Source organism: Micromonospora sp. NPDC005161 (assembly GCF_053599855.1).
Window position 1 is genome coordinate 169,279 of sequence record NZ_JBSFYQ010000008.1, and the last position, 23,541, is coordinate 192,819.

Here is a 23,541-nt window from a genome sequence, read left to right on the forward strand (position 1 = left end):
AAAGGCGCCCTTCCCTACGCCTGGAGCAGCTCCCGGGCGGCCTCCAGCACCTCGATCGTCGGCACGTCGCTGACGAAGGAATCCCGGTGCGGGCACTCGCCGTCGCCGGGCCGGTGCGGATAGATGCCGGGCGTGCAGTCCACCCCGCAGACCGGGCAGTGCACGATCCAGGAACAGATCGGCCGGTGCCGGCCGCGTAGCGGGTTGGCCGTGTTGATCAGGTTGCCGACCCAGTAGACGCCGACCGTCGGCGTACCCACCGCGGCGGCCAGGTGCAGCGGACCGGTGTCGTTGGAGACGACCAGGGCGCAGCCGGCGTAGCAGCCGGTCAACCCACCGAGGCTGAGCGTGCCCACCTGCGGCCGGACCGGCACCCCCGCCGCGGCGACCACCCGGTCCACCACCTCCCGCTCGCTCGGCGTACCTGTGACCAGCACCTCGAAGCCGTCGCCGTGCAGCTCGCGGGCCACCTCGGCGAACCGCTCGGCCGGCCAGCGGCGGCGGGTGTCGCTGGCGCCCGGATGCAGCGCCACCCGGGGTCGGTCCGGTGGGCCGAGCACCTGGTCCGCCTCCGCCCGGTCGGCGTCGGTCACGGCCAGCGCCGGCACGATGGTGGTCGCCGGCGCACCCACCAGGGCCACCGCCTCCAGGTAGCGGATCACCTCGTGTTGGTAGTAGATGTACCGGATCCACCGGTCCAGCGGCGGCGCGTCGTCGGCGCGCAGCCCCACGGTGACCCGGGCGCCGAGGCCGCTGACCAGCGGGTTGGAGTTGGCGCCGCCGCCGTGGATCTGCACCGCCAGGTCGAAGCCCTCGCCGGTGGCCGCCGCCAGGAAGTCGTCCATCGACGACTCCGCCTCACCCGCCTCCGGCGTGCGGATGCCCGGCGCCGGCGGCACCACCAGCACCCGGTCCACCGGGCCGGGCCGGTCGCGCCAGAGCTTCGCGTGCCACGGCGCGCCGAGCAGCACGATCTCCGCCCCCGGGTACGCGGCGCGCAGCGCGTCCAGCGCCGGCAGGACGAACAGGAAGTCGCCGAGCGCGTTGGCGCGCAGCACGGCGATCCGCTGTACGTCGGGGACGCGCCCGGCCGTCGGGCCGAGCAGGGACGGGGTGACCACGCGGTCCCGCTACGACCGGTCGATCTCGCCGACCGTGTCCGGGCGGTGCAGCTCGCGGTCGGCGGCGGGATCGGCCGGCATCGGCGTACCGGTGGAGAAGTCGCCGGAACGCGGCCCGGTGCGGCCGACGGTGATGGTGCGCGGCCTGGGTCGGACCGCCCGCGGCAGCCGGACCCGGAGCAGGCCGTGGTCCATCACCGCGTCGATGCCCTCCGGGTCGACCCGGGCCGGCAGGTCGATGCGGTACTCGAAGCCGCGGGTCTCGAAGCCGCCCGGAATGCCCTGGTCGGCGTTGACCTCCGCCTCGGAACGGGCCCGTACGCACAACTCCCGGTCGTCCAGCTCGACCGCCACCTCCTCCGGCGCCACCCCGGGCAGCCGGACGACGACCTCCCAGCCGTCCGCGGTCTCGGTCAGCTCGACGTCGGACGTCCCGGCCCGGCCGCCGACCAGCCGGCTCAGCTCGGCGCGCAGCGACTGCAGCTCGCCCATCGGATCCCAACCCTGCTGCCGACCCCGCCATCCCCGGCCGAAGCCGCCGGTCTGCTGCTCGGTCATCACACCTCTCCGATCCGCCGGGCGGCCGCGGGCGGCCGCAGTGAGCTGGGCGCGTCCAGACCGGCCTCGCGGTCGACGCCCACGCCGAGCCGGTCGACCAGTTCCCCGCCGAGCCAGGCGCTGATGCCGAGAATGGCGACCGCCACCACCTCGATGGCGACCAGCGCGCCACCTGCGGCCCGGGAATCCGCGTTGAGCCGGACCGCCCAGACGGCGGCGAAGAGCAGGATCACGGCGACGTTCGCGCCGGCGTGCAGCAGACCCACCCGCTTGGCGCGGGTGCCGGTCGGGATCGCCAACAGGTCGAACGAGCCGGCCACCGCGGCCAGCAGGCCGCCGATCAGACCGACCGTGATGTTCCAGTACGCGACCTCGCCGAGGAAATCAGGCCCGCCGACGGTGTCCACCACGTCGAACAGCAACGCCGTGACGAGCAGCGCGACCGGGAACATGACCAGCATCGGATGGACCGGATGGCCCAGCACCTTGAGTCGGCTCTCCATCTCCCGGCCTCCACTGGTCGGCGTCCTCGTGACAGTTCGTGCTGCGGGCGCGTCGGGTGAGGCCGTACCCCCGACAACCGGGGGCAAACCTCGCGCTGGCCACGCAGGCCTAGGCTGGCGGACGAGGTCGTCGGACGGTGGTGCCCGCCACCCAGGTCAACGGCCGGGGGAGGATCACGTGACGGTGGAGATCACCTCGCACGAGGAACTACGCGAGCTGCTCGGCGTGCCGAACGCACAGGCCGCCAACAAGGATCGCGCCCGCCTGCACGAGCGGGACCGCCAGTGGCTGGCCGCCGCGCCGTTCTGCCTGGTGGCCACGGCCGGCGCGGACGGCAGCTGCGACGTATCGCCCAAGGGCGACCCGGCCGGGTTCGCCCTGGTGCTGGACGACACGACCATCGCGCTGCCGGAACGACCGGGCAACAAGCGGGCGGACGGCTACCGCAACATCCTCGACAACCCGCACGTCGGGTTGCTCTTCATGATCCCCGGGCGGACCGACACGCTGCGAATCAACGGACGGGCCCGGCTGGTGCGGGACGCGCCCTGGTTCGACGACATGGTGGTCAAGGGGCACCGGCCGGTGCTCGCGGTGGTGGTGGAGATCGAGCAGATCTTCTACCACTGCCCCAAGGCGTTCATGCGGTCCGCGCTGTGGCAGCCGGAGACCTGGCAGTCGGACGTACTGCCGTCCCGGGCCCGGCTGATCAAGGAGGTCGAGGCGCCGGCGGAGAGCCTGGCGGACCTTGAACAGCGCTACGGCCCGGAGTACGTCCGGAGCATCTACGTCTGATCCCGCCTCGCCGTCGGTTTCAGGACGCTGGCTCGACGGACACCATCCACAGGTGACCATCGGGGTCGGCGAAGGTGCCGGCGTACCCCCAGGGTTGTGCTGTCGGCTCGGTGACCACCTCGGCGCCGGCGCAGCGCGCCCGCTCGACGATCGCGTCCGCCGCGGCGGGCGAGGCGACGCTCAGGCTGAGCAGACACTCACTCTGCCCCCGCGCCGCGGCCTCATGCGGACCGATCACCCACCCGAATCCGCCGGTCGGGATGAGCATCAGCCGCAGCCCGTCGTTGACGACGAACTGCAACGGCTCCGGGATGCCGTCGTCAGCCAACTCTCCCACCGTCTCCAGACCGAGACCATCCCGGTAGAAGCGGTGCGAGGTCGGACGGTCGGCGATCGGAAGACCGATGATCACGGGCGCGAAGGTCATGGGACGGGCTCCAGGGTGTCGAACGGACACTGTCTCCAGGATGGACGCGGCCCGGCGCCGAAAGTCATCGGACCCGCCGGTCGAACACCGAGCACCGGCACCCCGTAACCGCGGGGAATCGGCCTCGCCGATAGGTCACAGCTTGTCGATCAGCTCGGCCAGTGCGGCGTCACCCTGGGCGATGACCGGGCCGCCGGGATGGACGACCACCATGATCCGGTGGCAGCCGTCGAGTTCGACGTACGTCTGCGGGTCGCCACCGGCCACTGACCACAGCAGCGCGAAGCGGCTGGCTTGTCCGCTGCACGACTCCACCGGCCCGGCAGCCTTGAGGGCGTGCTCAATTGCCGTCCGGCGGTCCGCTGGCAGCACCGTCCCGTGCGCGAATTCGCCGTCGCTCCCCTGCGCGCTCTTCGGCACCTGGTAAAGGCAAAGGCGGACCTGTTGCCCGACGGGGAACGGCTCGGGGAGGGCTCCGGTGCGGGGCCCCGGCTTCCTCGTCGTCTCCACCGACATCATGTCCTTCCAGCGCTGGCTGCAACCCGCTGCGGCGGCCTCGGCCGACTCGACCTCGGCGATCGGACGGGTCGCCACAGTGGTCAGCGGCAGGGCGTCGAGGGCCTCACGTACCTCGGTCCGCAGCTTCCGGCACAGGTCGAGGGGTATCCCGGGTCGCATCCACCGGCCGTCGGCGTCGACGACCGCCAGCCAGGGCGCCAATGGCAATTCCATGGTGCACCCTCCTCGATTTGCAGGCGGCTCGTCGGGCAGGCGGAGCGCGGTGACGAGGGCGGCGACGTCGTCGGCACGACGTTCCGTCGCCACCATGTCCTCGCCTCCGTCAGCGCGTCGCTGCGTCTCGTGTCCGCAGATGACGACCGCTGTCGGCGTGAAGTCACCATCGAGGCGGGGCAGGACGGGCACGTCCTCGGCCGTGATGAAGAAGCCAGGGGTGGCCATCTCCGGTGCCGCGTCGGCGCACGAGGTCCACCGCCCTTGTCCGCCCGAGTCGCCCGCCGCCTGGGGTGGAGGGGTGTGGTTGCCACCGGCGAGTATCTGCATCCCTCCGACTCCCAGTGCAGCGGTCATCGCTATCGCGAGCGCGCTAGCTCCGATCAGGCGCTGCCGGTGCCGGCGGACCCGCCTCGCCACCGCGCCAACCCGATCCACCGGCGGCGCCAGCGGGGGAACAGCCTCGGTCAACAGGAGTTTGATGTCCTCATCTTCATGCGTCATTTCGTGACCTCCGAGTGGCAGACAGCTCAAGGTTCGGATCGGTACGCAGAATCCGTAGGGCACGAGAGGCCTGCACCTTGACCGTGTTGTGCGAGCAGCCGAGCACTTCCGCTGTCCGCTGGACCGTCAGGTCCTCGACGTAGCGGAGCACCACGACCGCCCGCTGCTGTCGGCTAAGCCGCGCCAAGGCGCGGCGCACCGCGTCCCGGTCAGCGGACTCCCCGGCTATGTCGCCGTATTCGGACTTGTCCGGTGGCTGGCCTGGAATCTCATTGCGCCAGCGACGCCGCCACCAGGACACGTACGTGGTGAACAAGGCCTTGCGCAGGTACGCCTCGGGATGCCCGACAGTCGTGATCGCGGCCCAGCGCCGCCAGACGTCTGCCAGAACCGTCTGCAACAGGTCCTCCGCCCGCCCGACGTCGCCGGTAAGCAGCCAGGCCGAACGTAGCAGCGCATCCGAGCGCGCCGCGACGAACTCGGCGAAGCCCTCCGGCGGCCTCAGTTCCCGGGGTCGTTGCATGTGTATGTGTACCTCCCACCTCATGAACGCTCTGGGAGGACAGTGCGGTTAACGCGCCAGCCGATCAAAATCCGCGCAGGGCAACACCGCTAGGCCAGGCAGGCGGCGTAGCCGGTGAGCATCGAGAAGCGGCCGAACCGGAAGTAGCGGGCGCCCGTCTACGACGCCTCGGGTAAGCAGATCGCTGCCCCGGCCCCGCCTGGCCTGCAGAAACCCCTCTCGGCATCTCTCAGTGTCAGCGGCCGGGGTTCGACCTCTCGAGGACAGGACGAGGACCGAGACGGGGGCACTACGCAGCACCGGTGGCGAAAGTCCGTAGACCAGCACCGGCCGTGATCGGGAAACTGCCGGTATGGAACCGACACAGACGGCGCTCATCGTGCCGATACCCGAGGCCGAGGAAGCGGTAGGCCGGTTTCGGGAATCTCTCGACCCGGCTGCCTCATGGGGCGTGCCGGCGCACGTGACCGTCCTCTACCCGTTTCTGCCTCCGCAGCAGATCAACGACCAGGCCCTGACCGCGCTGCGCAAGACCATTGCCGGCATACCGCGGTTCGACGTTGCGCTGACTCACATCGGCTGGTTCGGTGACACGGTCGTATGGCTTGCGCCGCAGCCAGACCATCCGTTCCGGAACCTCACCGCGGCGGTGTGGCAGCGATTTCCCGAGACCACCCCATATGCCGGGGCGCACACCGAGGTGGTGCCGCACCTGACCATCGGCCAGGACGGTCCCAAGCCCACACTGAGCCACGCCGCGGAGACTGTCTCCGCGCAGCTGCCGATCAACGCGGCCGTCGACATGGTTCGCCTCATCGCCGGAACGCCGGGCCTAAGCCCTTGGCGCACCGTCTGCGAGTTCCCACTGGGGGCGGATCTCCTCGTCGGGCAGTCGTAGACCGTCCAGCCTCCTCCGACGGGGACAAGGTGGACCGCCTCGCCGAACGCCCTTGGCCCCGTCGACGTTTCAGGACGCTGGCTCGACGGACACCATCCACAGGTGACCGTCGGGGTCGGCGAAGACGCCGGCGTACCCCCAGGGTTGTGCTGTCGGCTCGGTGACCACCTCGGCGCCGGCGCAGCGCGCCCGCTCGACGATCGCGTCCGCCGCGGCGGGCGAGGCGACGCTCAGGCTGAGCAGACACTCACTCTGCCCCCGCGCCGCGGCCTCATGCGGACCGATCACCCACCCGAATCCGCCGGTCGGGATAAGCATCAGCCGCAGCCCGTCGTTGACGACGAACTGCAACGGCTCCGGGATGCCGTCGTCAGCCAACTCTCCCACCGTCTCCAGACCGAGACCATCCCGGTAGAAGCGGTGCGAGGTCGGACGGTCGGCGATCGGAAGACCGATGATCACGGGCGAATACTGCATGGGATCGGCTCCAGACTGTGCTTGAGACGCGGGACACGGAAACATGGTGTCCTCCCGGCTCCGGCTGACGGTTCGCGTTAGTCATCCGCCCCCTTCTTCAAGCGGACCTTGCTCTGGTGACGCGCTTTCCCCTTCCCGTAACGCTCTCAACCGCTCACGGCTGATCGACAGGTCCCGCTGCCACCCGTTATCGCTCGGATTGGCCGACGCCAGCCCCTCCGCAATCTCCAGACTGCCCTGGTAGTGCCCGCGAGCGACCTCCAGATCCCCCGCCGCCACCGCCACATTGCCCAACCGGCCGTGGATCAGCCCAGGCCGGTGTTGCCACCAAGGGCCGTTGTCACGGTCTCGATTTCACTCCTCAGCCAGTGCCAGCGCTTTTTGGTAGTGACCTGCGGCTTCACTGAGATTGCCTCCCGCGGTCGCAAGGTCGCCGAGGTCGACCAGGAGGAGCGAAAGGGCCTCCTGCCAGTCCGGTCTCGATGGCTGCTTGTCAACTTCATGCTGAATCACATTCCGCATTCGTCCAAGCAGCTCCCCGGCCGTACCGAGATTGCCACTGTTGCGTACTGCCTCGTACTCCCACTTGGCAACCGTGTACCAGGCAAATTCGGACTCCGGAATGAGTGGTCGAACCTCAGCCAAGTAGGCGCTGACTGCCAATCTCCCGGCGATCTTGCGGTTGACTACCTGTGCGAGTTGAGCGATGTCGCTGTAACGACCCAGAGCGGCCCAGTGGCGCGGTAGTTCCAACAGATCTGCGTAGACCGCGGATCCCTCTTCGAAACGCCGCAGTCGCATTGCCGCCGCACGCTCGTGTAGCTGATGTTTGTCTGCGGTGTTCTGCCGATCGAGGACCTCGGCGGTGAACGGGTGGATCAAAATGCCAGGGCCGGGAGTGAGTAGGGTCAGGTCGGTGAGGCGCTCGACAACGCGAGTCAACTCTTGGACGTCTGTCGCCGGCTCACCTTCCTCCTGTTCGCATGCGTAAGCAAGGTCGTCGATGGTCATGGGGGCGCGGGAGACGGAGAGCTGCGTGAGAACGGCACGCTGGCTTTCGGTGAGCAGCCCAAGCAGCCCATCCAAGAGGATGTCGGCGCTCCCGAGGACCAAGGCTGTGTCGACGGCGGCGCTCAAGGGCCGAGGTCGACGCAGGTCCACACCCTCCTGGCGCGCCAGGTCGCGCAGCTTGCGCTGGACGCTCCTCATTTGTGCCGGTCTGCCGCGGACCAGGGCGTCGACGTACTCGATGAGGCGGGGGTGCCCGCCAATGACTCTGCCGAGGAGGCGCACCTCCTCTGGCGGCAAGCCGCGCAGCGCGGGCAGGCGCAGCAGCAAGCGGCGCAGTTCGGCGGGAGACAACGGTGGCACCGGGATGCGTACCAGGTATCGGTCGTCATCCGGCAGGGGGTAACGGCAAGTGACCAGGATGGCGCCGACCTCGGCAGCATCGCACCAGCTCGTGAACAAATCGTCGAATGCCGGGTCGGTGAAGGCGTCTCCTCCGGCGGTGAGGTTCTGCTCGAAATCGTCAAACACCAGCAGCAGCGGCACTCGGGTAAGGAGCTGCTTGACCATCTCGGCCTTGGCTGTGTCGTCGATAGCGTCAGACGTCAAGATCTGAGCGTGCCAAGCCAGGGCGGGTACGTCCTTGATGGCTTGGGCGACCGAGGCCAGCAGGTCAGTCGGGTTCCATCGACCCTCGTGGACAGCGACGAGCGCTCCATCACCACGTCGTCGGGCGATCACGCGCCCAGCGATGGCGGCCTTGCCGATCCCGCCTGTCCCGACGAGCTGCACCCCGGCGATTGTGCCGTGCGCCTCGCTGGCCGAAGGGGTGCGGCGTATAGCGCGGCCGTCGCCGCCCGCAACTGACGTCTCCGACCGATGAGCTGGCCGACCGACAGTTCACGTACTGACGCACCGGAGGGCACGACGCGGGTGCCGCGTAGTGGTACTGCCGGCAGGTCGGGGTCGGCGAGCGCCGCGTCGTCCGCGGCGGACAACACAGTGGGTATGCCAGACTCGGGCAGCCGAGGCGGTTCGTCCCGGTGGAGCTGTTCGGCGCGTCGACGAGCGCGTGCCAACGCCGCAGCCACCGGCTGCGTGGGGCGGGTGGCGAGTTCCTGGTACAGCGCGGCTACCACGGTCGTCGCGTACTTGTCGCTGATGGGTGCCTGCATGGCCGCGACCCGGTCAGCGCCGGCACGCACGAGGCCCGCCGCCATCGCGTCCGCACTACCGGCCGCTCCGGAACACGACGACAGCACGATCAACGGCACCGGCTTGCCGACGTCACGCAGTGCCTCGATAAGCTGCTGAGAGCTGACGCCGACCGGGTGGCCGTCTTCGTCCTCCAGCTCCACGGCCTGCGGTGAGCCGTGTGCGGACAGGTGCAGCACATGGTAGTCATCCCTGGTCAGCGCCTCGGCGATCTGCCGCAGGGAGGCCACCTCGAGGATCTGCACCTCGCCGCCATGCTCGGCGGTTGGATCGCTGACCGCGTCCAGGACCGCCTGCATCTCCGCTTCGACATCCAGTGGCGCATTAGCAGTCACGTCCTCGTCTGGCGCGGCCACAGCCGCCAGCACCTTCAGCGGGCCGCTGAGCCCGACGCGCAGGGGCTGTGGGGCACCAGCCACCTGGCGCCGCACCGACACACCCGCGATCAGCGCGAGCGGTCCGAGGTCCCTGCCGTCAGCGCCGGTCAGCCGCAGCAACTCGACAGGCAGCGTCAAGGCAGCGTCTGAGGCCGTCAGCAGCACCTCTACCCAGTCGCCTGGTCGTAACCGGCCGACCAAGTCAGCGACCAGGCGGTGCCCATCCTGATCGAACACCGCGTTCGCCAGTACCGGACCGACAGCGAACATCCGCTCAACCGCGACCCGCGGGCCTGCGCGCAGCGCCTGCCAGACTTGCCATACCTCCGCCGGGACGCGGCTCTGCCGCGTCCCGACCGGCGTGCCGGCCAGCGACACCGAGCACTCCAACATGTCGTCGACCATTCGAGCCTCGATGAGGAGCTGGGTTCGCAGTGACGACGACACCTTCGCGTCACGATCGGGAGTCTCGGCTGGCAACGCCGCGCGAGGCCGTGGCGGGAGCGGCCGTGGCATGCCTAACGGTGGATCGACATCCAACGGCTGATCCGTCAGCAGCCGGAGCAGACCTTCCACACCGGATGAAGTCAACGTCGCGATCCGGTAGGTCGTGCCACCTCCCGGCTGCAGCCAATCCGGAAGATCAGTCTCTTCGCCACCTGGCAGGAGCACCGGAACGATCTTTTGTGTGCCCGTCTCCATATCCGCGTACAGGAGCTCCTGCAACTGTCGCGCCTCCCAGCGCACCCCCCGGCCGACAGACGCCGCAGCGCGACCCTCAGCACGTTCCCGATATGTCGGCGTACCAACCACAATCACGAACCGCGCCTGACAGATCTGCTCCGACATCCACTGCGGCCAGAACTGGCGCTGACTCGCCGCCGTCACATCCAGCCGCGCGTCCACTCCCTCGGCCCGCAACAGCGTCCAGAATCGCCGGACGTCCTCCTCGTGCGCCGGGTCGCCATGCGCGTAAGAGATCAATACCCGTACCGGTGCCGCTGCCTCCCCCAACTGTCGAACGTCAGACGGCCGGTCTTCGGGAGTCGCCACTACGGCCTCCAGCAAGGGACATCGGGACAGCTATCGGTCAAGCGCGCTAACAGGTGGGTGCCCAGAGTTACCACGACAAGGTGAGGGTCCATGCGCTACGTCGGCAATCCGACGACGCTACGGTCCTGTTAACCCGTAGAGGAGACGAACGGGGGAGTCACGCCGGGAATGAGTAGCGGTATTCGGTCGCGCCGGTAGGCCTACGAATTCTGCACCCGTGATTTCTTGCCAAAGACAGCCCCAGGTCAGTGACAACCGCAGCGGAACGGCGTCCTCTTCGGCGATGGCCGGCCAAGTCGAGCCGGAGCAGGAGTCCACCTCGCCGGCATCCCGAAGTCGGTCACTGGCTGCTGAGCCCGGGATGGTGCTGGTGGGTGGGCCTTCCCCGCCGGTCACGACAGGTACGCGTCGGCTCGGCCGCGGCTGCCCCGAACCATGTGGCACCGGATTGGCCGACCGGCCCCAGCACGGTTCCTCAACTGACTACGCGTACGCGTCGAAGGCGAGGGCACAGTTGTCGGCCGATCAGGCATACCCATCCGCCAGACGGACGGGACCTCGGAAATACACTGCCCTCCATGTCATCCGAGCAGGTCACCGTCAGCCCGGTCGAACTCAGCTACACCCTCACCAAGGACGACTGGCTCGACGGCATCGTCGCCCACCGGCGCGACGTCCGGCGTCCCTGGCTGGTCCCGGTACTGATCGTCGCCGCGCTCGTCGGGCTCCTTCCTGGGCTCATCTCTTCTGACGGCTCCCGGACCATGTCGGCGGCTCACATCGCAGTCCTCGCCACGGTGGCCCTCTTCGGCATCGGGCTCGGCCTGCTGCTGTTTCGGCTCCTGGTCGCCGCCCGCTGGATCTATCGCTGGCAGGTACGCCTGATCATGCACGGAAATCCTTGGCTGTCCGAGCCCATCCGAACCACCGTGGATGACACAGGGTTACGTCTCACCAGCGCAAGCCGGAGCGAAACAGCCGCGTGGTCCCAGTACCTGCGGTATATCGAGACGGAACGGTCGTTCGTTCTGCGCGCGTCTGAGCGGCTTGGCGCAGCGGTACTCGTGCTGCCCAAGCGCGGCCTGGTGACCGGCGATCCGGCGCGGCTACGGTCGTTGCTCGAGACCCACTGCCACCGGCGCGCTTGATTGCCACGCCCAGCGCCCTTCAGGAACGCCCGCGCACCTGCACGGTTCCACCCGAATCTTCCGACATCGCTCACCGCACTCCCACCGTCCGTGGACCCTCGTGCGGACTGGATGCGGACCGTTCCGTTGATGCGGGGGCCCGAAGCGTCAGCTTGGGAAATGTCGATGCCCGGCTGTAGCGTTCTGCCAGTGGGACGGCTAGCGGATCGGCGCCGTGACCTCGCCGGATGGTTGGTGACGCCGCTGTTCACCCTCGTGGCGGCTCCGGTGTTGGCCTGCATCGTAGGAATGTTGGGAAACCTCGGGGACCACAACGGCCCACCGGCGCTGTGCGAGCAGGCCATGGCTGACAACATGTGCGAGGAGACCAGCCTCGGGGTGATCGGCGGGCATGTGGTGATCTCAGGCACCATGTGGTTGCTGCTCTGGATTATCCCGTGGTGGCGAGGTCTTCGCACAGTGCGCGTTCTGCTCGCCGTCGCTGCGACCGTCGTTCTTGTACTCCTGCCGGTGCGGATGTTCGGCTGGTCGTTCTCGTACATCTGACAATCGCGCGTCGCGTTCCGGAGGAACTGCTGGCACCTCTCGTGCCGCTCGAAGGCCGCTCGCCCATGCCAACTTCGCCGGTGTGACGCCACACGACCTGCGGCACACCGCTGCGAGCCTGGCCGTAGCGGCCGGCGCCCTCACCGCTCCCGGAGTGCGGAAAACTGCGGGTGCCTAACATTCCAGGTCATGCGTGGGTTCTTCACGGTTGGGAGTCGCAGGCTTTCGTATCTGGACTTTGGCGGTTCGGGTGCTCCGCTCCTGGCTCTTCACGGGCACTACAACGAAGCGTCGGTATTCGCGCCGCTGGCTGAGGCGCTGGCACCGCGGTGGCGGGTGATCGCGCTCGATCAGCGTGGGCATGGAGCGTCGGACCGTGCCGAGAGCTATGAGCGGGACGACTATGTTGCCGACGTCGCCGCCTTCCACCGGCATCTGGAAGTCGGCCCTGTGGCGGTGCTGGGCCACTCACTCGGCGGTGTGAACGCCTACCAGTACGCCGGCCGGCACGCGGACCGGGTCACGGCGCTGATCGTCGAGGACATCGGCGCGGTTGTGGACTGCGACTGGTCGTTCACCACCAGCCTCCCCCGCCACGCGCGATCTCGCGATGCGCTGGCCTCGGCCCTGGGCGCGACGGCTCCCTATCTGGAGTGTTCCTTCCGCCGGTCGAAGGACGGCTGGGGCTTCTCGTTCGACATCGATGACACGGTGGCGTCCCAGAAAGCACTCAACGGTGACCACTGGAAGGACTGGCTTTCGGTAAGCTGCCCCACCCTCCTGATCCGTGGAACGCGCAGCGATGAACTGGCGGCCGGCCACGCTCGCGAGATGATCGCCCGTCGCGCCGGCCAGGCCCGTCTTGCCGAGCTGCCAGCCGGTCACGTGGTGCATCACGATGCTCAAGCGCAGTTCGCTGCCGCTGCCATTGCCTTCCTGTCCGAACTCGACTGAGCCAGCGGAGGGTGGGCAGCGACATGGGCGTCATGTTCCCTCCTGTGACTGGTGGCCGATCAACCAGACGTCCGGTGCCGGCCACTCGCAATGGGTTTTCTCAGCGGGCTGCGGAACGACGTGCTCGCTCATCGGCTACGACAGGATCAGCCATGCCACGCCGACTACGTCATCGTCTACCTGGGCGAGGAAGGGCAGGTGGGTTGACAGGTGGTGGACGACCAAGTGGAAAACAGCTCCATGAAGGCGGCGCGGTCTGTTCCGGTGTAGCCGCGTTCCTCGGTCAGCCGCCGCCACCGAAGACCGCCTAACACCGCAGCGTCGGACACCGTCGCCTCACGTACGGTCACCTGCATGCCGGCTTTCCTCCGTAGTTCGATGACCCTGGACCTGTATGCCGGCCTGTTCGGTGACGACCTGGACGCGGTCGCCAACCGCTTGGACGAGGCGGTCACTGCACGGGACAAGGACTATTCAAGGACCGGCACCGTCGACGCCAGCCGCCGGGCGTGTTGCGTGGCCGGAGTCGGAGCGCCAGCGGAGCGACGGACGCGCGCCCAGGCGGCGGCGCGTGCGGCCCGTTTCGGGCCGCCTTGAAGACGTACAGAAAGTTTGAACAACCTCGCCGGCAGACGGTTGTCGAGTCTCAGGACCTCTGTGACGGATCAGTCTCGGGACCTTCGTGACAGATGCGGCTAGACGATCAGGTAGCCGGCGCGGAGAAGGCGATTAGGGCGGTGCCCGCCACGAGCACGATGATGCCGGTCACCCAACCGATGAGCAGGCCCAGTCCAAGGCCGCGATCGCCGCGTATGACCATCACACTGCCCGTCACGGCGCAGCAGGCGAACAAGGCCAACTGAAGGAGTATTACCAGGCAGTCCACCATGAACAGCGAGTCCGGGCTTGCGTTGTAGACAAACGTGTAGAACGAGAGAAGCCATAGCCCGCTTGCGGGCAGGTGGCCGGCGAGGGCGATGCCGATACCGGCGGAGATCCGCCCACGTTTGGCCGACGGTGAGCGTGGCGGCAGCTCCGCGGGCAGCGGTGGTGCCCCTTGCGGTCCTGTCTGCTCCGAATCCGTGCAAGGCGGTGGCGGAGTGGCCATCACAAGCAGCCTCCTCGGCTGAGTCTCACCAGCCACGCCCTGCCACAGCTTGGAGAAGTCCGGAGCATGCCCGAAGCCTACGGAGAGCTGATGGGGGCGTTTGCCCCGCCGCCGACACCGCCGCGCTACTCGGCCCAACGCCTAGTGGATGGAGCTGAGATGCGTCGCGGATCCCAGGCTCCGCAGAGCGTCACGCAGGTCCCGAGACCGATCTGCCCGCTTGATGGTCGAGCGGATGATGAAGGCCTCGGCCGGTACCTGGCGTGACTTGACAGAGCCGGTCCGGCAGGAGTCGATGCATAGGCGCATGAGCTAGACGTCGGCCTTCAGACCAGCCTGTTCGTTCGCTTCTGCCTTCGGCAGCCCCGACGCTTGGAGCAGCTCGCTGACGGCGGCGCGCACGCGCGAGACGACGACTGTCCCGGAGAACTCGATGCCGTGGGCGCAGGCGTCGTTGACTTCTTTGATCGCCTGCAATGCCCGCGCGCGTGTGGGCTCCGGCTCCCGGCCGGCGAGGAAGTCGCGGTGCATGAGCCTAAGCGCCTGACCGACGTGCTCGATCGAGGCTGGCAGGCCGGCGGGAACCGGCTCGCCGGCGCGGATGGTTGCCCCGGCCCACGTCACCATCTCCCGGCCGCTGGTGTATGTGTGTTCGAGCTGCTCGCCGGCGTGCTGGTAGCGGCGCACCATGTTCAGCTGTCGTCTGCGCCACGGCGAGAGGACCGCGACCTCCCGCGCTGCGGCGACCATCTCGTTTAGGTTCTGCCTCTTCGCATCTGCGGGGGTGTAGCCCTGCAGCGCGTTCTCGGCCTGTTGAAGGTCACGGTGGGCCAGTGCCCGGGCGGCGGTCGTCAGTTCACGGGCGAAGAGATCCGTCGTCGGACCGCCGGCGCGACGTATGACGCGCAGCGGGTTGAGCGGCATGATCAGCGCCACGGCGATGGCGGTCACTCCACCGACCAGAGCGGCCTCGGTTCGCGGCACCGCCAGAGTCGCTCCATCCGCCACCGTTGCCAGCAGCAACGCCGTGCTTCCTGCTTGCGCCAAGGCCGCGCCGCCGCCCCGAAACAGGACTGCCGCCGATATCGCCAACGCCACGACCACGCCGGTCTTCACGGGCCCAACCCCGATGACCCGGATGAGCCAGTGCCCGACGACCACCCCCACGACCACTCCGGCCACCAGTTCCGCTGCTCGCCGGACCCGGTTACCGATGGCCGACGCGATCGTGCCGACCGCGACCGCGGGAGCGAACAACGGCTGCGGGTTGTCCAGCACGTCCCGCGCGATGAACCCGGCGAGCACGGCCGCCACACCCGCCTGCGCCGCCACGATCGCGTACGTGCGAAGCCGCTCGTACACATCGCTGCCTCGCCGCCCCACGAGCCCCCGCAGTGCACTCCAAAGCCGGCTACGCACCCTGTCACCCCCGAGAATCCACTGCCCCCGACGACATCGTCGTACGTGGCGAAGATCGGATGCACGAGATCCGCGAGGCCGACCGAGACTAGACCCTCCATCTCGCCTGATCGGTGAGGAACCATAGGCCTGGGCCGACAGCCAGATGCCGACCCCGCCGGAGTACGACATCGCCGCCAGCAGGCCGGCCGGCGTTCCGATTGGGGCCAAGCCGCAGACCTCCGGATCAGGCGCGAACAGCCGGGAAGGACGACTTCGTCAAGTTGAGGTGCTGGGCTTGCGTTGGGAAGACGTCGACCTGACTGCGGGCACGCTTCGTGTACGCGGACAGTTGCAACGCGATCCTGATTCGGGTGGGCTCGTGTTCGTCGAAACCAAGACGGCGCGGTCCCGCCGGACGTTGCCTCTACCCTCCACGGTGTTAGCGGCTCTGTGTCATCACCAACAGAGCCAAGCGGCAGAGCGTCTTGAGGCGGACCGTTGGGCCGACCCCGGCCTTGTCTTCGCGACGAGTGTGGGCACCCCGATTCATCCACGCAACGACTACCGCTCGTTCCGAGAGATCATCCGGCCGGCTGGTCTGCGGCAAGTGCGGTTGCACGACCTCCGGCACACAGCGGCCAGCGTCCTCCTCGCCCAGGGCGTGCCCGCCCGCGTGGTCATGGAGATCCTCGGCCATTCGCAGATCAGCGTGACCCTCAACATCTACGCCCACGTCGCGCCTGAGATTGCGCGTGAAGCCGCGTCACGCCTGGAGGGGGCGCTGTGGTCGGGGGTGAGTGAACCTTGGCTGCTCTGACGGAATCGAACCGTCGACCTACGCATTACGAGATCAAACTGCCCGTGCCGCCGACCTGGGCACATGGGGGCCTGGCAGCGGAAATCCTTCCGACATCCCTCACGCTTCCCCATCGTCTGTGGACCTCTTGCGGACTGGATGCGGACCGCCTCTGCTAGGCGGACGGGGACGGGGCCTCCAGTGGGCGGCCGGCGGCGCGTCGAGCGTCCGCAACGGCGACGCCGAGCAGCACGACCGCAGCGACGATGGCGGCAAGCAGCGGCGGGCCGAAGAACAGCGGCGGCGCCAGCAGGACCAGAACGCCGATGCCGACGAGCCGGCGCACGGCGAGCCGGTTGAAGACGACCCGTTCCAGCCGGCTGCGGCCGAACAGGAAGATCGCCGGCCCGCCGAGGATGACCACGAGCCAGGCCGGCACGGAGGGCCCCTCCGGATGCGCCAACACGATTTCCGCGCCAGCCGCGGCCAAGGTGATGCCGAGAACCATGAGCAGATGGGCCACACCGACGATCCCGCCGGCAGCTGCCCGGTTCGACGACATCTCGACGGCCTCGGCCAGCACCTGGCCCGCGCGATAGAAGTAGATCCGCCACATCAGCACGGACGACAGGAACGTGACCACCAGGGCCGCCTTTGCGGCGAGCGTGGTGGGGTGGGTGGCGTAGGTGAGGCCAATGGACAGCACCGTCTCGCCGAGCGCGATCAACAACAGTTGCTGGTAGCGCTCGGGGAGGTATCGGCTGCTGGCCATCGCCCACGCGCTGGTCGGTGGTCGGCCCAGGCCGGGTACCGGCCATCTGACCCGCGCCACGACCAGGTCCACGGTGATGGCGATCAACCATAGGGCGAGCCGGAGGTTTCCGCGCATCGCCGCCCCGGCGAGCCAAATGACGCCGGAGATGCTGGCCCAGATGGCCAGGCGGGTGTAGAGCTCCCGTACCTGCTCGTGCTCCCGTAACAGGGGCCGGAGCACCAAGGGACGTCCGATGTGCAGCACCACGTACACGATGGCGAAGGTGGCGCCGTGTTGCTCGAACTCGTACAGGGACGTCGCCATGATCAGCAGGCCGAACGCGCTGACCAGGACCAGCAGCTGAATCCAGCCGTTGCGGTAGTCGAACCGGCTGGTGACGTACGCGGTGGTCGTCCACAGCCACAGCAACGGCAGGGCCAGAACGGCCGCGTACAGCAGCGACAGCCAGCGCACGCCCACATTGTCGGAGAGAAGGTCCGGCCCCATCCGGCTGACGACCCCAACCAGGGCGAAGACCAACACCAGGTCGAAGAACAGCTCCAGGAAGCTGGCCTGCTGGGCGTCCTCCTCGCCGCGCATGATGCCCCCGGTCTGCGCCGGCTCCGATGGTCGCCCCATCCGCCCATGGTTGCGGGAGGATCGCTTTGCGCGCACCGATTTCGCCCGTTTCATCAACCGGCGGCGACGGCGGTAACGCTCGCGTGAGCCAGGCACGGATGACACCTGCGCCGATCCGTTGACGTTTGTGGGCGCCCAGCTGAGTCAAGAGCGGATCTCCTCGTCGGGCAGTCGCAGACCGTCCAGCCTCCTGGGACGGGGACCACGTGGAGCGCCCTACCGGACGAACGACCTGGTGCCCGTCCCAGGAGGCTGGTAGCCCTTGGGTGCCCGGCGAGGAGATCCGCGGCGGCATCTCTGAGGAGGGCCGGGGTTCGGGGCGGAGCCCCGAGGTCTTCGTCATCCTGATCGCCCGTCAGCGTGGGCCGGCCGGCCCGGCCGATGCCGGCCGAAGGTCGCCAGCAGGCCGGGGCCGGGCCGGCGCGGCCCGCTTTGCGGGCCGCCTTGATCGACCCCGCTCGGGCGCGGGTGACCGTGGGCGTCTGGGCGGCGCAGTGGATGGCAGCTCAGGTGCAGCTCAAGCCGACGACGCGCGCCCGGTATGAGGTGGCGCTACGGCGGCAGGTGTTCCCGACGTGGGAGGACATCCCGCTTTCGACAGTCTCGTACGCGGAGGTGGCCGCCTGGGTGCAGCGGCTCACCGCGTCCGGCCTCGCTCCGGCAACGGTCCGGTACGCGCACCGGGTGCTGTCGTTGGTCCTGGCGCACGCCGTGCGGGACGGTCGCATGTCCCGGAATCCGGCAGAGGGCGTGCGGCTGCCTCGGGTGGTCAAGGAGGAGCCGGTGTTCCTCGACCACGACCAGGTGGCGATGCTCGCGGAGGCGTGCGGACGATACGGCTTGCTGGTGCGGTTCCTGGCCTACACCGGGCTGCGGTGGGGTGAGGCGTCGGCGCTGCGGGTGTCGCGGCTGGATCTGCTGCGGCGGCGGGTGACCGTGGCGGTGGCGTTCGCCGAGGTCGGCGGGGAACTGGTGGAGGGCACGCCGAAGAACCATCAGCGTCGGTCGGTGCCGATTCCGCGGTTCCTCGTCGACGAGCTGGCCGCGCACATCGCCGGGAAGCGCCGCGACGAGCTGGCGTTCACCGCCCCGAATGGCGGGCCGCTACGCAACACCAACTTCCGATCGAGGGTCTTCGCGCCGGCCGCAGCGTCGGTCGGGCTGGCGGGCCTGACTCCGCACGACCTGCGCCACACGGCGGCGAGTCTGGCCGTGGCGGCGGGCGCCAACGTCAAGGCGGTGCAGCGGATGCTCGGGCACGCCTCGGCGTCGATGACGCTGGACGTGTACGCGGGGCTGTTCGGTGACGACCTGGACGCGGTCGCCAACCGGCTGGACGAGGCGGTCGCTGCGCGGGGTGCGGACTATTTGCGGACTGGCACGGCCGGCGGCGGTGTTGTCGACCTCGGGAAACGGCGAAGCCCAGGCCGATGACCTGGGCTTCCGTGCCGAGCCGCCTGACGGAATCGAACCGTCGACCTACGCATTACGAGTGCGTCGCTCTAGCCGACTGAGCTAAGGCGGCAACGATCGTCAAGTGTACGGCACCCCACGGCCGTCGCCCGAACGGGATACCCCCTCCCCGCCCGCTGCCGCCAACCGGACAACCGCCGTCATCTGGACGTTTACCGGACAGCGGATCATCCGGGTCGGTACTACGCTGCGGCGGGTGAGCGACGATCACGCCCCCCTCGACCGCCCCGACCAGCAGGACCCGGCGGACGGACGTCCCGACGGCCCGCCGGCCGGGGAGCGGGTCGCCCACCGGCCCCGCACCACCGACCCGCTGGAGCTGGGCTTCACGCCGCGCAAGCCGGTGCCGTGGCTGGCCCCGTTCCTGCTGATCAGCACCGGCATCCGGACGCTGCTGGCGATGCTCTTCGGGGCGTACCTGGACAAGCGCGAGTTGCAGAACGCGTTCGGCGACGACGCCTTCCGCCAGGCCGGGTCGGACGGCGGGCTGTGGCTCGACTACGTGGCCGACCTGGGTGACGGCTTCAATGCCACCTACTCGGTGGCGTACCTGCTGGCACAGCCGGAGCTGACCGTGGACGGGCACCGGCTGCCCCGGGCGCAGACCCTGGTGATGGGTGGCGACCAGGTGTACCCGTCGGCGGCCTACGCCTCGTACGAGGATCGGTGCAAGGGCCCCTACCAGGCCGCGCTGCCAGCGACCCCGCCGGAGCGGCCCACCCTTTTCGCGGTGCCCGGCAACCACGACTGGTACGACGGCCTGACCGCCTTCCTGCGGTTGTTCGTCCGCTCCAGGGACCGGCACTTCGGCGGCTGGGGCACCGGGCAGTCGCGCTCGTACTTCGCCGTGGAGTTGCCGGCCGGCTGGTGGCTGCTCGGCGTCGACGACCAGTCCGGCTCGTACCTGGACGACCCGCAGCTGGCGTACTTCGACGAGGTGGCCCGGCGGCTCGGCCCGGAGTCGAAGGTGATCATCGCGACGCCGGCGCCGACGTGGGTCAAGGCCGCCGACCATCCGACGGCGTACGACTCGGTCGACTACTTCATCCGAACGATCATCGACCCGACCGGGGCGCAGGTCCGTCTGCTGCTCTCCGGCGACCTGCACCACTACGCCCGCTACGCGGGGCCGACCCGGCAGCTGATCACCTGCGGCGGCGGTGGGGCGTACCTCTACCCGACGCACAAGCTGCCGGAGCGCATCGAGGTGCCGCCGCGGGACACCCTGGCCCGGCGGGCCAGCCGTGCCCAGCCGTACGACCTGGTGGCCCGCTATCCGGACGCGGCCCGCTCGCGCCGCTACGGCTGGGGCATCTTCCCCCGGCTGCCGTTCCGCAACCCCGGTTTCACCACCCTGCTCGGCACCCTGCACACGCTGCTGATGCTGGCCATGGCGGGCGCGGCCGCGAACTGGGCGGACGCCACCGATCAGCGGCTGTTCACCGTACCGCTGGTGTTGATGTTGCTCGTGACAGTGCTGGCGGCGGCTCTGTTCGCCAAACCGCCGAGCGCGAGCGGCAAGCGGCACGCGCGGCACTGGATCCTCGGCGTCAGCCACGGCCTGGCACACGTGGGGCTGGCCGCCGCCGGCACCTGGGCCTGGTTGGCGCTGCCGCTCTACGACTGGCCGTGGCCGCTGCCGGTGGTCGCCGCCGCGGTGCTCTACGGCCCGGTGAGCGGCCTGCTGGCCAGTCAACTGGTGGCGGCGTACCTGCTGGTGGCGGGGTCGTTCGGGGTGAACGTCAACGAACTCTTCGCCGGTCAGGGCATCGAGGACTCGAAGGCGTTCCTGCGGTTGCGCATCGACCCCGACGGCACGCTCACCATCTACCCGGTGGCCGTCGACCGGGTCTCCCGCGACTGGCAGGTCAACCCCGACCAGTCCCCCACCGCCAGTTGGCTGACCCCGAAGGCCCCCCTGACCCCCCGCCTGGCCGAACCCCCCATAGTCCTGCACTGACCGGTCGGACGGGGCCCTGCGGGGTCAGGACGTGTAGTGCTGGTCGTGGGCCTGGCGGGGGGCGCAGACGGAGGCGCGGGAGCAGGAGCAGCGGGAGCCGTCGGCGTCGAGCCGGACCGTCACCGCGTCACGGGGGACGCTGTGGCCGACCACGCGGCCGTCCCCCTCCGGCGTCGAGACCCGGCTGCCGACGGTCGGGGCGGTCTCCTGGAAACGCTGGTAGAGCGGGTGCTCGTACTTCAGGCAGCACATCAGCCGGCCGCACGCGCCGGAGATGCGCAGCGGATTCAGCGGCAGGTCCTGGTCCTTGGCCATCCGGATGGTCACCGGCTCGAAGTCGGTGAGGAACGTGGCGCAGCACAGGTCCCGCCCGCACGAGCCGATCCCGCCCTGCACCCGCGCGGAGTCCCGTGCGGAGAGCTGCCGCAGCTCGACGCGACAGTGCAGGGTGGCGCCCAGGTCACGGACCAGGGAGCGGAAGTCCACCCGGTGCGGCGCGGTGAAGTAGACGGTGCTGCGCTCGCCGCCACCCTCGGTGGAGCCGAGCACGTGGTCGACGGCAACCACCTTCATCGGCAGGCCGTGCGCGCGGATCAGCCGCTTCGCGGCCACCTTGGCCTCGGCCTTGCGCCGACGCAGCGCCTCGTCCCGGCGCAGATCGTCGTCGCCGGCCAGCCCCACCAGCCGGGGGAAGCCTTCGGTCTCCTCGGTCACCCACTGTGCGGCCCAGACGCACTCGGCCACCTCGGGCCCGTCGTCGGTCGGCACCAGCACCTTGTCGCCGACCTGCGGGCGCAACTCGCCGGGGTCGAGGTAGTAGAGGCGCCCGTACCGGTTGAAGCTGACCGCGCAGAGCATGCCCATGCACCCCACCCTACGACGGATCACCGCCGGAGGGCGCGTCGGCCGTCGCCGGGCGACTACCGCCCGCTGCCATCCATGACCGTCGACTTGACCGATGGCAGGGCCACCCGTCGTGCCGTTGCTCCTCGCCCGGACGGTTGAATCCTGGCCGCAGTAGGGGACAAACGCGTCCGGGCGGCGTTGAGTGGAGGCAGACCTGCGGGGGGTGCAGGGGGAAGACCACGGCGTCGCCGTCGGTGCCGGCTCAGGCCGGGCGCCCGCGGGCGACGCCGTGGCCTGTCCGGGGCGCGGTCGGCCGGCTACCAGCCGACCTGGGTGGTCTGGTCGTGCCGGGGTCGACCGTCCACCGGCGGCCGCCAGGCGGACTCGGCCAGGCTCGGCGCCCATTGGTGCAGCAGCGTCTCGGCACCGTCGTACGCGACGCAGAGCACCGCCAGCACCCGCGCGGCGATCTCGGCCGCATCGGCCACGCCCGGCCCCCACCGGGCCGGGCCGGAGCGGCATGCCCGTGGCCGTGGCGGCGACCACGGCGACCGCCTCGGCCGAGCGGAGGATGTCGGCCAGGGTGCGGGCCAGGGCGAGCCGGGTGCCCTCCACCCAGTCGGCGAGGGCGTCGGCGTATCCGGCCGTGGACTCCAGGCGCCCGACCAGGCTCTCCGGCCCCTCGTCGAGGTGGCGCAGCAGTGCCGCCCGCTCCTGCCCGTAGGCCGAGGCGGCTGGGCCGGACCAGAGCACGGGGTCGCTGAGCGCGGCGGAGACGTCGTCGTACCCCCGGACCAGCCGGCGCACCGCGTGCCCGGCGCCGGCGAGCGGCGCCGGATGAAGGTCGAGGAAGCCGCGGACCGCGTCGCCCGGGAGCACCTGCATCCGGCGCAGCAGCGGCCAGACCCGGTGCCCCTCGGGGACCCCGGCGGCCAGCAGTGTGTCCACCCGGCGCAGCAGGTCCAGGCCGGGCTCGGCGAGCCGGTCCAGCGGGTCCATCAGGGCTCCCCGGTGATGCGGCGGCGGGCGGCCCGGTCGACTTCGCCGTAGCGGTCGGCGGCCTCGCGCACGGCCGAGGCGGCGGCGGCCAGCCGACCGGCGGCGGCGCGTGCCTCGCGGGCCCGGTCGTCGGTGGCGGCGGTCCACTGCCGGTGCAGGGCGCGGCCGATCTCGCCGGGCCGCCCCGGGGCGTCCGTGCCGAAGGCTGCCTGGGCCGGATCGCTGGCGGTGACCGTGCGGGACAGGGCGGTGAGCGTGGTGCTCGCCTCGTCCAGCCGGGCGGAGAGCGCGCGCAGTGTGTCCATCTCAGGCCCCCGCGAGCGGTCGGTAGGCGGCGAACGTCTCGTTGTGCAGCTTCTCCCGGGCCCACTCGGCTCCGTGCAGGCCGCGGCGGTGACCGCGGCCTGCACGGAGCCGGCCACGTCTCGCGGGCTGCGGCTGTGCAGCGGCCCAAGGAACCGGACGTCGGTGATCCGCCCACCGGCGGTGACCACCACCTCGACCAGCCCGTCCGGCGAGCGGACGGTGACCTCGACGGTCGAGACCGCCTGGTCGAACTCGGCCGGGAGCGACTCGATCCGGCGGTAGCGCCGAACCGCCTCCTCGATCCAGGCTTCGTCGATCTCCCCCCGCGGCATCGGCCGACTCCTCCCGGATGACCCATCACCGAGCGTGCCGTCACCGTCACAACAGCACACCGGACCGTACCGCACAGCAATCGCGCG

23 protein-coding genes, 1 tRNA gene and 2 pseudogenes are annotated in these 23,541 nt (G+C 69.7%); 9 read left to right on the top strand and 17 right to left on the bottom strand.

Annotated features, from left to right (window positions below):
* Window positions 1-14: 14 nt before the first annotated feature.
* The 3 genes from ACWD5O_RS10790 to ACWD5O_RS10800 are packed head-to-tail and all read right to left on the bottom strand — an operon-like array spanning window position 15 to window position 2,182.
* Window positions 15-1,121 carry a glycosyltransferase family 9 protein gene (locus ACWD5O_RS10790; protein ID WP_450085124.1) on the bottom strand — a complete coding sequence of 369 codons (1,107 nt, stop codon included), beginning with the start codon at window positions 1,119-1,121 and terminating at the stop codon, window positions 15-17.
* A 9-nt stretch (window positions 1,122-1,130) separates the two neighbouring features.
* Entirely contained in the window at window positions 1,131-1,679 is a 549-nt protein-coding gene (locus tag ACWD5O_RS10795) for an Hsp20/alpha crystallin family protein (protein WP_354964379.1), read from the bottom strand.
* Entirely contained in the window at window positions 1,679-2,182 is a 504-nt protein-coding gene (locus ACWD5O_RS10800; protein WP_450085125.1) for a DUF2231 domain-containing protein, read from the bottom strand. The genes ACWD5O_RS10795 and ACWD5O_RS10800 overlap by 1 nt, the downstream gene beginning before the upstream one ends.
* Window positions 2,183-2,360: 178 nt before the next feature.
* Between ACWD5O_RS10800 and ACWD5O_RS10805 the strand changes: the two genes are divergently transcribed.
* Window positions 2,361-2,978, top strand: coding sequence for a pyridoxamine 5'-phosphate oxidase family protein (locus ACWD5O_RS10805; RefSeq protein ID WP_354964377.1), 618 nt, complete (start codon window positions 2,361-2,363; stop codon window positions 2,976-2,978).
* Window positions 2,979-2,997: 19 nt separating this feature from the next.
* Here the strand turns inward: ACWD5O_RS10805 and ACWD5O_RS10810 are convergent, their stop codons facing one another.
* The 3 genes from ACWD5O_RS10810 to ACWD5O_RS10820 form a co-directional block, all read right to left on the bottom strand.
* A complete protein-coding gene (locus ACWD5O_RS10810; RefSeq protein ID WP_450085126.1) occupies window positions 2,998-3,405 on the bottom strand; it encodes a VOC family protein in 408 nt (135 codons plus the stop codon).
* A gap of 135 nt (window positions 3,406-3,540) precedes the next feature.
* Window positions 3,541-4,641 carry a hypothetical protein gene (locus ACWD5O_RS10815; RefSeq protein ID WP_450085127.1) on the bottom strand — a complete coding sequence of 367 codons (1,101 nt, stop codon included), beginning with the start codon at window positions 4,639-4,641 and terminating at the stop codon, window positions 3,541-3,543.
* A complete protein-coding gene (locus tag ACWD5O_RS10820; RefSeq protein WP_354964374.1) occupies window positions 4,631-5,164 on the bottom strand; it encodes a SigE family RNA polymerase sigma factor in 534 nt (177 codons plus the stop codon). The genes ACWD5O_RS10815 and ACWD5O_RS10820 overlap by 11 nt, the downstream gene beginning before the upstream one ends.
* Before the next feature lie 352 nt (window positions 5,165-5,516).
* Between ACWD5O_RS10820 and ACWD5O_RS10825 the strand changes: the two genes are divergently transcribed.
* Window positions 5,517-6,062: a 2'-5' RNA ligase family protein gene (locus ACWD5O_RS10825; protein WP_450085128.1), complete on the top strand. Its 546-nt coding sequence runs from the start codon at window positions 5,517-5,519 to the stop codon at window positions 6,060-6,062.
* 69 nt (window positions 6,063-6,131) lie between these two features.
* On the opposite strand, the gene ACWD5O_RS10830 is transcribed toward ACWD5O_RS10825, so the two are convergent.
* The 3 genes from ACWD5O_RS10830 to ACWD5O_RS10840 all read right to left on the bottom strand — a co-directional run bounded on the left by ACWD5O_RS10830 (window position 6,132) and on the right by ACWD5O_RS10840 (window position 10,153).
* A complete protein-coding gene (locus tag ACWD5O_RS10830) occupies window positions 6,132-6,524 on the bottom strand; it encodes a VOC family protein (protein ID WP_450085129.1) in 393 nt (130 codons plus the stop codon).
* 369 nt (window positions 6,525-6,893) lie between these two features.
* The gene (locus ACWD5O_RS10835) at window positions 6,894-8,339 is read right to left on the bottom strand and encodes a hypothetical protein (RefSeq protein ID WP_450085130.1); all 1,446 of its coding nucleotides are present in this window, start codon (window positions 8,337-8,339) and stop codon (window positions 6,894-6,896) included.
* Window positions 8,285-10,153 carry a CHAT domain-containing protein gene (locus ACWD5O_RS10840; RefSeq protein ID WP_450085131.1) on the bottom strand — a complete coding sequence of 623 codons (1,869 nt, stop codon included), beginning with the start codon at window positions 10,151-10,153 and terminating at the stop codon, window positions 8,285-8,287. The genes ACWD5O_RS10835 and ACWD5O_RS10840 overlap by 55 nt, the downstream gene beginning before the upstream one ends.
* 617 nt (window positions 10,154-10,770) lie before the next feature.
* On the opposite strand from ACWD5O_RS10840, the gene ACWD5O_RS10845 reads away from it, so the two are divergent.
* The 4 genes from ACWD5O_RS10845 to ACWD5O_RS10860 all read left to right on the top strand — a co-directional run bounded on the left by ACWD5O_RS10845 (window position 10,771) and on the right by ACWD5O_RS10860 (window position 13,437).
* Window positions 10,771-11,340 (top strand): YcxB family protein, encoded by a 570-nt coding sequence (locus tag ACWD5O_RS10845; RefSeq protein WP_450085132.1) that lies wholly within the window; start codon window positions 10,771-10,773, stop codon window positions 11,338-11,340.
* 234 nt (window positions 11,341-11,574) lie between these two features.
* Window positions 11,575-11,886, top strand: a complete 312-nt coding sequence (locus ACWD5O_RS10850) for a hypothetical protein (protein WP_354964371.1) — start codon at window positions 11,575-11,577, stop codon at window positions 11,884-11,886.
* 189 nt (window positions 11,887-12,075) lie between these two features.
* On the top strand, window positions 12,076-12,840 hold the full coding sequence (locus ACWD5O_RS10855) for an alpha/beta fold hydrolase (protein ID WP_450085133.1): 765 nt from the start codon (window positions 12,076-12,078) through the stop codon (window positions 12,838-12,840).
* A 354-nt stretch (window positions 12,841-13,194) separates the two neighbouring features.
* A complete protein-coding gene (locus ACWD5O_RS10860) occupies window positions 13,195-13,437 on the top strand; it encodes a hypothetical protein (RefSeq protein WP_450085134.1) in 243 nt (80 codons plus the stop codon).
* Between the two features lie 106 nt (window positions 13,438-13,543).
* On the opposite strand, the gene ACWD5O_RS10865 is transcribed toward ACWD5O_RS10860, so the two are convergent.
* Both ACWD5O_RS10865 and ACWD5O_RS10870 read right to left on the bottom strand, forming a co-directional pair.
* Window positions 13,544-13,948: a hypothetical protein gene (locus ACWD5O_RS10865; RefSeq protein WP_450085135.1), complete on the bottom strand. Its 405-nt coding sequence runs from the start codon at window positions 13,946-13,948 to the stop codon at window positions 13,544-13,546.
* Window positions 13,949-14,260: 312 nt separating this feature from the next.
* Window positions 14,261-15,280 carry an FUSC family protein gene (locus ACWD5O_RS10870; protein ID WP_450085136.1) on the bottom strand — a complete coding sequence of 340 codons (1,020 nt, stop codon included), beginning with the start codon at window positions 15,278-15,280 and terminating at the stop codon, window positions 14,261-14,263.
* A gap of 232 nt (window positions 15,281-15,512) precedes the next feature.
* Between ACWD5O_RS10870 and ACWD5O_RS10875 the strand changes: the two genes are divergently transcribed.
* Entirely contained in the window at window positions 15,513-16,166 is a 654-nt protein-coding gene (locus ACWD5O_RS10875; RefSeq protein ID WP_450085137.1) for a site-specific integrase, read from the top strand.
* A gap of 154 nt (window positions 16,167-16,320) precedes the next feature.
* On the opposite strand, the gene ACWD5O_RS10880 is transcribed toward ACWD5O_RS10875, so the two are convergent.
* Window positions 16,321-17,538: a low temperature requirement protein A gene (locus tag ACWD5O_RS10880; RefSeq protein WP_450085138.1), complete on the bottom strand. Its 1,218-nt coding sequence runs from the start codon at window positions 17,536-17,538 to the stop codon at window positions 16,321-16,323.
* A gap of 444 nt (window positions 17,539-17,982) precedes the next feature.
* On the opposite strand from ACWD5O_RS10880, the gene ACWD5O_RS10885 reads away from it, so the two are divergent.
* A complete protein-coding gene (locus tag ACWD5O_RS10885; RefSeq protein WP_450085139.1) occupies window positions 17,983-18,972 on the top strand; it encodes a tyrosine-type recombinase/integrase in 990 nt (329 codons plus the stop codon).
* Between the two features lie 17 nt (window positions 18,973-18,989).
* Here ACWD5O_RS10885 and ACWD5O_RS10890 read toward each other — a convergent pair.
* Window positions 18,990-19,063: transfer RNA gene (locus ACWD5O_RS10890), tRNA-Thr, on the bottom strand.
* 12 nt (window positions 19,064-19,075) lie between these two features.
* Between ACWD5O_RS10890 and ACWD5O_RS10895 the strand changes: the two genes are divergently transcribed.
* Window positions 19,076-20,971, top strand: coding sequence for a metallophosphoesterase family protein (locus ACWD5O_RS10895; protein WP_450085140.1), 1,896 nt, complete (start codon window positions 19,076-19,078; stop codon window positions 20,969-20,971).
* A 24-nt stretch (window positions 20,972-20,995) separates the two neighbouring features.
* Here the strand turns inward: ACWD5O_RS10895 and ACWD5O_RS10900 are convergent, their stop codons facing one another.
* The 4 genes and pseudogenes from ACWD5O_RS10900 to ACWD5O_RS10915 all read right to left on the bottom strand — a co-directional run bounded on the left by ACWD5O_RS10900 (window position 20,996) and on the right by ACWD5O_RS10915 (window position 23,454).
* Complete coding sequence (locus ACWD5O_RS10900; RefSeq protein WP_354964362.1) at window positions 20,996-21,835, bottom strand: PSP1 domain-containing protein; 840 nt, start codon at window positions 21,833-21,835, stop codon at window positions 20,996-20,998.
* 299 nt (window positions 21,836-22,134) lie between these two features.
* Window positions 22,135-22,816 (bottom strand): annotated as a pseudogene (locus ACWD5O_RS10905) (hypothetical protein).
* Window positions 22,816-23,121: a hypothetical protein gene (locus tag ACWD5O_RS10910; protein WP_354964360.1), complete on the bottom strand. Its 306-nt coding sequence runs from the start codon at window positions 23,119-23,121 to the stop codon at window positions 22,816-22,818. The pseudogene ACWD5O_RS10905 and the gene ACWD5O_RS10910 overlap by 1 nt, the downstream one beginning before the upstream one ends.
* A gap of 1 nt (window position 23,122) precedes the next feature.
* Window positions 23,123-23,454: pseudogene (locus tag ACWD5O_RS10915) on the bottom strand (YbaB/EbfC family nucleoid-associated protein).
* Between the last annotated feature and the right edge of the window lie 87 nt (window positions 23,455-23,541).